This window comes from Neisseria sp. HMSC070F02, from assembly GCF_001814225.1.
GTDB lineage: Bacteria > Pseudomonadota > Gammaproteobacteria > Burkholderiales > Neisseriaceae > Neisseria > Neisseria meningitidis.
The window spans coordinates 1-7,882 of record NZ_KV815337.1 but is presented as its reverse complement, the minus strand read 5'-3'; the positions used below and the strand labels follow the sequence as shown (position 1 = coordinate 7,882).

The following is a 7,882-nucleotide window of genomic DNA, read 5'->3' as shown; positions in this document are numbered from 1 at the left end:
TTGCACTTGAAATCCGAATCCAAGGCCGTCTGAACGCCAAACGGGCTTCAGACGGCATAGCTTGGTTTATTCCGCCCGGTTTCTCTGTCGGCCAAAATCGGCGGCAGCGGTAAACAAAACGTCGGTTGAAGAATTCAACGCCGTTTCCGCCGAATCCTGAATCACGCCGATGATGAAGCCGACGGCGACCACCTGCATAGCGACATCGTTGCTGATGCCGAACAGGCTGCACGCCAGCGGAATCAGCAGCAGCGAACCGCCCGCCACGCCGGACGCACCGCACGCGCTGACCGTCGCCACCAGGCTCAACAGTAGCGCGGTGGCAAAATCAACCTGTATGCCTTGGGTGTGCGCCGCCGCCATAGCCAAAACGGTAATCGTAATCGCCGCGCCGCCCATATTGACGGTCGCCCCCAACGGGATGGAAATCGAATAAGTGTCTTCGTGCAGCCCCAGTTTTTTCGCCAAAGCCATATTCACGGGGATATTGGCGGCGGAAGAACGGGTAAAGAAGGCATACACGCCGCTTTCGCGCAGGCAGGTAAACACCAGCGGATAAGGATTGCGGCGGATTTTCCACCACACGATGGCGGGATTGACCGCCAGCGCGATAAACGCCATACAGCCCAACAGCACCGCAAGCAGCTTCGCATAACCCGCCAGCGCGCCGAAACCCGTCTCCGCGATTGTGGACGACACCAGCCCGAAAATGCCCAAAGGGGCAAAACGGATAATCCATTTCACGACGGTGGAAACCGCTTCCGCCAAATCGGCAACGACCTGCCGCGTAACGTCCGAACCGTGATTCCGCAACGCCGCGCCCAAAACCAAAGCCCAAGCCAAAATGCCGATATAGTTGGCATTGGCAATCGCGTTAATCGGGTTGGCGACCAGGTTCATCAGCAGCGATTTCAACACTTCCACAATGCCGGAAGGCGGCGCGGCGGACACATCGCCCACGCCCGCCAAAACAATGTGCGTCGGGAAAACCATACCGGCGATGACGGCGGTCAGGGCTGCGGAAAACGTGCCGATGAGGTAAAGGATGATAATCGGCCTGATATGCGCCTTGTTGCCTTTTTGGTGCTGCGCGATTGTGGCCGCCACCAAAATAAATACCAAAACCGGCGCGACCGCTTTGAGCGCGCCGACAAACAGGCTGCCGAACAAGCCTGCCGCCAAGCCCAGTTGCGGTGAAACCGAACCGATTACGATGCCCAACGCCAAACCGGCGGCAATCTGCCTGACCAGGCTGACGCGGCCGATCGCATGAAATAAGGATTTGCCGAACGCCATAATTCTTCCTTATGTTGTGATATGTTAAAAAATGTTGTATTTTAAAAGAAAACTCATTCTCTGTGTTTTTTTTATTTTTCGGCTGTGTTTTGGGGTTGCGTTGATTTGCCCTATGCAGTGCCGGACAGGCTTTGCTTGATCATTCGGCGTGATGGTTTAATTTATTGAACGAAAATAAATTTATTTAATCCTGCCTATTTTCCGGCACTATTCCGAAACACAGCCTGTTTTCCATATGCGGATTGGAAACAAAATACCTTAAAACAAGCAGATACATTCCAGGCGGGCCGCAACCTCCGAAATACCGGCGGCAGTATGCCGTCTGAAGCGTCCCGCCCCGTCCGAACAGTGTTAAAATCGAAAACCGCCACACCGATGCACGACACCCGTACTATGATGATCAAACCGACCGCCCTGCTCCTGCCGGCTTTATTTTTCTTTCCGCACGCATACGCGCCTGCCGCCGACCTTTCCGAAAACAAGGCGGCGGGTTTCGCATTGTTCAAAAACAAAAGCCCCGACACCGAATCAGTCAAATTAAAACCCAAATTCCCCGTCCGCATCGACACGCAGGATAGTGAAATCAAAGATATGGTCGAAGAACACCTGCCGCTCATCACGCAGCAGCAGGAAGAAGTATTGGACAAGGAACAGACGGGCTTCCTCGCCGAAGAAGCGCCGGACAACGTTAAAACGATGCTCCGCAGCAAAGGCTATTTCAGCAGCAAAGTCAGCCTGACGGAAAAAGACGGAGCTTATACGGTACACATCACACCGGGCCCGCGCACCAAAATCGCCAACGTCGGCGTCGCCATCCTCGGCGACATCCTTTCAGACGGCAACCTCGCCGAATACTACCGCAACGCGCTGGAAAACTGGCAGCAGCCGGTAGGCAGCGATTTCGATCAGGACAGTTGGGAAAACAGCAAAACTTCCGTCCTCGGCGCGGTAACGCGCAAAGCCTACCCGCTTGCCAAGCTCGGCAATACGCAGGCGGCCGTCAACCCCGATACCGCCACCGCCGATTTGAACGTCGTCGTGGACAGCGGCCGCCCCATCGCCTTCGGCGACTTTGAAATCACCGGCACACAGCGTTACCCCGAACAAATCGTCTCCGGCCTTGCGCGTTTCCAGCCCGGTATGCCGTACGACCTCGACCTGCTGCTCGACTTCCAACAGGCGCTCGAACAAAACGGGCATTATTCCGGCGCGTCCGTACAAGCCGACTTCGACCGCCTCCAAGGCGACCGCGTCCCCGTCAAAGTCAGCGTAACCGAGGTCAAACGCCACAAACTCGAAACCGGCATCCGCCTCGATTCGGAATACGGTTTGGGCGGCAAAATCGCCTACGACTATTACAACCTCTTCAACAAAGGCTATATCGGTTCGGTCGTCTGGGATATGGACAAATACGAAACCACGCTTGCCGCCGGCATCAGCCAGCCGCGCAACTATCGGGGCAACTACTGGACAAGCAACGTCTCCTACAACCGTTCGACCACCCAAAACCTCGAAAAACGCGCCTTCTCCGGCGGCGTCTGGTATGTGCGCGACCGCGCGGGCATCGATGCCAGGCTGGGGGCGGAATTTCTCGCAGAAGGCCGGAAAATCCCCGGCTCGGCTGTCGATTTGGGCAACAGCCACGCCACGATGCTGACCGCCTCTTGGAAACGCCAGCTGCTCAACAACGTGCTGCATCCCGAAAACGGCCATTACCTCGACGGCAAAATCGGTACGACTTTGGGCACATTCCTGTCCTCCACCGCGCTGATCCGCACCTCTGCCCGCGCAGGTTATTTCTTCACGCCCGAAAACAAAAAACTCGGCACGTTCATCATACGCGGACAAGCGGGTTACACCGTTGCCCGCGATAATGCCGATGTCCCCTCGGGGCTGATGTTCCGCAGCGGCGGCGCGTCTTCCGTGCGCGGTTACGAACTCGACAGCATCGGACTTGCCGGCCCGAACGGATCGGTCCTACCCGAACGCGCCCTCTTGACGGGCAGCCTGGAATACCAACTGCCGTTTACGCGCACCCTTTCCGGCGCGGTATTCCACGATATGGGCGATGCCGCCGCCAATTTCAAACGTATGAAGCTGAAACACGGTTCGGGACTGGGCGTACGCTGGTTCAGCCCGCTCGCACCGTTTTCCTTCGACATCGCCTACGGGCACAGCGATAAGAAAATCCGCTGGCACATCAGCTTGGGAACACGCTTCTAAACCGATACGGCCGCTTCAGACGGCATTGCAGCAAACTATTTTGAAACAGACATTATGACCGATACCGCACCGACAGATACCGATCCGACCGAAAACGGCACGCGCAAAATGCCGTCTGAACACCGCCCTGCCCCGCCGGCAAAAAAACGCCGCCCGCTGCTGAAGCTGTCGGCGGCACTGCTGTCTGTCCTGATTTTGGCAGTATGTTTCCTCGGCTGGCTCGCCGGTACGGAATCCGGTTTGCGCTTCGGGCTGTACCAAATCCCGTCTTGGTTCGGCGTAAACATTTCCTCCCAAAACCTCAAAGGCACGCTGCTCGACGGCTTCGACGGCGACAACTGGTCGATAGAAACCGAGGGGGCAGACCTTAAAATCAGCCGCTTCCGCTTCGCGTGGAAACCGTCCGAACTGATGCGCCGCAGCCTGCACATCACCGAAATTTCCGCCGGCGACATCGCCATCGTTACCAAACCGACTCCGCCTAAAGAAGAACGCCCTCCGCTCAGCCTTCCCGACAGCATAGACCTGCCTGCCGCCGTCTATCTCGACCGCTTCGAGACGGGCAAAATCAGCGCAGGCAAAGCCTTTGACAAACCAACCGTCTATCTCGAACGGCTGGATGCTTCATACCGTTATGACATCAAAGGACACCGCCTCGACCTGAAGGCTGCCGACACGCCGTGGAGCAATTCGTCGGGGTCAGCCTCGGTCGGCTTGAAAAAACCGTTTGCCCTCGATACCGCCATTTACACCAAAGGCGGACTCGAAGGCAAAACCATACACAGTACGGCTCGGCTGAGCGGCAGCCTGAAGGATGTGCGCGCCGAACTGGCGATCGACGGCGGCAATATCCGCCTCTCGGGAAAATCCGTCATCCACCCGTTTGCCGAATCATTGGATAAAACATTGGAAGAAGTACTGGTCAAAGGGTTCAACATCAATCCGTCCGCCTTCGTGCCTTCCCTGCCCGATGCCGGGCTGAATTTCGACCTGACCGCCATCCCGTCGTTTTCAGACGGCATCGCGCTGGAAGGCTCGCTCGATTTGGAAAACACTAAAGCCGGTTTTGCCGACCGCAACGGCATCCCCGTCCGTCAGGTTTTAGGCAACTTTGTCATCCGGCAGGACGGCACGGTGCATATCGGCAATACGTCCGTCGCCCTGCTCGGACGGGGCGGCATCAGGCTGTCGGGCAAAATCGACACCGAAAAAGACATCCTCGATTTAAATATAGGCATCAACTCCGTCGGCGCGGAAGACGTACTGCAAACCGCGTTCAAAGGCAGGTTGGACGGCAGCATCGGCATCGGTGGCACGACCGCCTCGCCCAAAATCTCTTGGCAACTCGGCATCGGCACGGCGCGCACGGACGGCAGCCTCGCCATTGCAAGCGACCCCGCAAACGGACAGCGGAAACTGGTGCTCGACACCGTCAACATCGCCGCCGGGCAAGGCAGCCTGACCGCGCAAGGCTATCTCGAGCTGTTTAAAGACCGCCTGCTCAAGCTGGACATCCGTTCCCGCGCATTCGACCCTTCGCGCATCGATCCGCAACTTCCGGCAGGCAATATCAACGGCTCAATAAACCTTGCCGGCGAACTGGCAAAAGAGAAATTCACAGGCAAAATGCGGTTTTTACCCGGCACGTTCAACGGCGTACCGATTGCCGGCAGTGCCGACATTGTTTACGAGTCCCGCCACCTTCCGCGTGCCGCCGTCGATTTGCGGCTGGGGCGGAACATTATTAAAACAGACGGCGGCTTCGGCAAAAAAGGCGACCGGCTTAACCTCAATATCACCGCACCCGATTTATCCCGTTTCGGTTTCGGACTCGCGGGGTCTTTAAATGTACGCGGACACCTTTCCGGCGATTTGGACGGTGGCATCCGAACCTTTGAAACCGACCTTTCCGGCGCGGCGCGCAACCTGCACATCGGCAAGGCGGCAGACATCCGTTCGCTCGATTTCACGCTCAAAGGTTCGCCCGACACAAGCCGCCCGATACGCGCCGACATTAAAGGCAGTCGCCTTTCGCTGTCGGGCGGAGCGGCGGTTGTCGATACCGCCGACCTGATGCTGGACGGCACGGGCGTGCAGCACCGCATCCGCACACACGCCGCCATGACGCTGGATGGCAAACCGTTCAAATTCGATTTGGACGCTTCAGGCGGCATCAACAGGGAACTTACCCGATGGAAAGGCAGCATCGGCATCCTCGACATCGGCGGCGCATTCAACCTCAAGCTGCAAAACCGTATGACGCTCGAAGCCGGTGCGGAACGCGTGGCGGCAAGTGCGGCAAATTGGCAGGCAATGGGCGGCAGCCTCAACCTGCAACACTTTTCTTGGGATAAAAAAACCGGCATATCGGCAAAAGGCGGCGCACACGGTCTGCATATCGCCGAGTTGCACAATTTCTTCAAACCGCCCTTCGAACACAATCTGGTTTTAAACGGCGACTGGGATGTCGCCTACGGGCGCAACGCGCGCGGCTACCTCAATATCAGCCGGCAAAGCGGCGATGCCGTATTGCCCGGCGGGCAGGCTTTGGGTTTGAACGCATTTTCCCTGAAAACGCGCTTTCAAAACGACCGTATCGGAATCCTGCTTGACGGCGGCGCGCGTTTCGGGCGGATTAACGCCGATTTGGACATCGGCAACGCCTTCGGCGGCAATATGGCAAATGCACCGCTCGGCGGCAGGATTACCGCCTCCCTTCCCGACTTGGGCGCATTGAAGCCCTTTCTGCCCGCCGCCGCGCAAAACATTACCGGCAGCCTGAATGCCGCCGCGCAAATCGGCGGACGGGTCGGCTCTCCGTCCGTCAATGCCGCCGTCAACGGCAGCAGCAACTACGGGAAAATCAACGGCAACATCACCGTCGGGCAAAGTAATTCTTTCAGTACCTCGCCCCTGGGCGGGAAACTCAACCTGACCGTTGCCGATGCCGAAGTATTCCGCAACTTCCTGCCCGTCGGACAAACCGTCAAAGGCAGCCTGAATGCCGCCGTAACCCTCGGCGGCAGCATCGCCGACCCGCACTTGGGCGGCAGCATCAACGGCGACAAGCTCTATTACCGCAACCAAACCCAAGGCATCATCTTGGACAACGGTTCGCTGCGTTCGCATATCGCAGGCAGGAAATGGGTAATCGACAGCCTGAAATTCCGTCACGAAGGGACGGCGGAACTCTCCGGTACGGTCGGTATGGAAAACAGCGGACCCGATGTCGATATCGGCGCGGTGTTCGACAAATACCGCATCCTGTCCCGCCCCAACCGCCGCCTGACGGTTTCCGGCAACACCCGCCTGCGCTATTCGCCGCAAAAAGGCATATCCGTTACCGGGATGATTAAAACGGATCAGGGGCTGTTCGGTTCGCAAAAATCCTCGATGCCGTCCGTCGGCGACGATGTCGTCGTATTGGGCGAAGTCAAAAAAGAGGCGGCGGCACCGCTCCCCGTCAATATGAACCTGACTTTAGACCTCAATGACGGCATCCGCTTCGCCGGCTACGGCGCGGACGTTACCATAGGCGGCAAACTGACCCTGACCGCCCAATCGGGCGGAAGCGTGCGGGGCGTGGGCACGGTCCGCGTCATCAAAGGGCGTTATAAGGCATACGGGCAGGATTTGGACATTACCAAAGGCACGGTCTCCTTTGTCGGCCCGCTCAACGACCCCAACCTCAACATCCGCGCCGAACGCCGCCTTTCCCCCGTCGGTGCGGGCGTGGAAATATTGGGCAGCCTCAACAGCCCGCGCATTACGCTGACGGCAAACGAACCGATGAGTGAAAAAGACAAGCTCTCCTGGCTTATCCTCAACCGCGCCGGCAGCGGCAGCAGCGGCGACAATGCCGCCCTGTCTGCAGCCGCCGGCGCATTGCTTGCCGGACAAATCAACGACCGCATCGGGCTGGTGGATGATTTGGGCTTTACCAGCAAGCGCAGCCGCAACGCGCAAACCGGCGAACTCAACCCCGCCGAACAGGTGCTGACCGTCGGCAAACAACTGACCGGCAAACTCTACATCGGCTACGAATACAGCATCTCCAGCGCGGAACAGTCCGTCAAACTGATTTACCGGCTGACCCGCGCCATACAGGCGGTTGCCCGTATCGGCAGCCGTTCGTCGGGCGGCGAGCTGACATACACCATACGTTTCGACCGCTTCTCCGGTTCGGACAAAAAAGACTCCGCCGGAAACAGCAAAGGAAAATAAGCGGTTTTCAGACGGCGCGCCGCCAAACCGGACATTTGAAAACCTGCTTTTCCACCGTCCGCCGCCGCCGTCCGCCTGCAAGGGAACAGAATCGATATAGTGAATTAACAAAAATCAGGATAAGGCGACGAAGCCGCAG

Annotated in this window: 3 protein-coding genes; 2 read left to right on the top strand and 1 reads right to left on the bottom strand. The window is 57.8% G+C overall.

The window, feature by feature from the left end; translation table 11 throughout:
- Positions 1 to 66: 66 nt before the first annotated feature.
- Positions 67 to 1,296 (bottom strand): serine/threonine transporter SstT, encoded by a 1,230-nt coding sequence (gene sstT / locus HMPREF2959_RS00290; RefSeq protein WP_002242094.1) that lies wholly within the window; start codon positions 1,294 to 1,296, stop codon positions 67 to 69.
- 375 nt (positions 1,297 to 1,671) lie between these two features.
- Between sstT and HMPREF2959_RS00285 the strand changes: the two genes are divergently transcribed.
- Positions 1,672 to 3,519 (top strand): autotransporter assembly complex protein TamA, encoded by a 1,848-nt coding sequence (locus HMPREF2959_RS00285; protein WP_002242095.1) that lies wholly within the window; start codon positions 1,672 to 1,674, stop codon positions 3,517 to 3,519.
- A 54-nt stretch (positions 3,520 to 3,573) separates the two neighbouring features.
- The gene (locus tag HMPREF2959_RS00280) at positions 3,574 to 7,743 is read left to right on the top strand and encodes a translocation/assembly module TamB domain-containing protein (RefSeq protein WP_002261631.1); all 4,170 of its coding nucleotides are present in this window, start codon (positions 3,574 to 3,576) and stop codon (positions 7,741 to 7,743) included.
- The last annotated feature ends 139 nt before the right edge of the window (positions 7,744 to 7,882 follow it).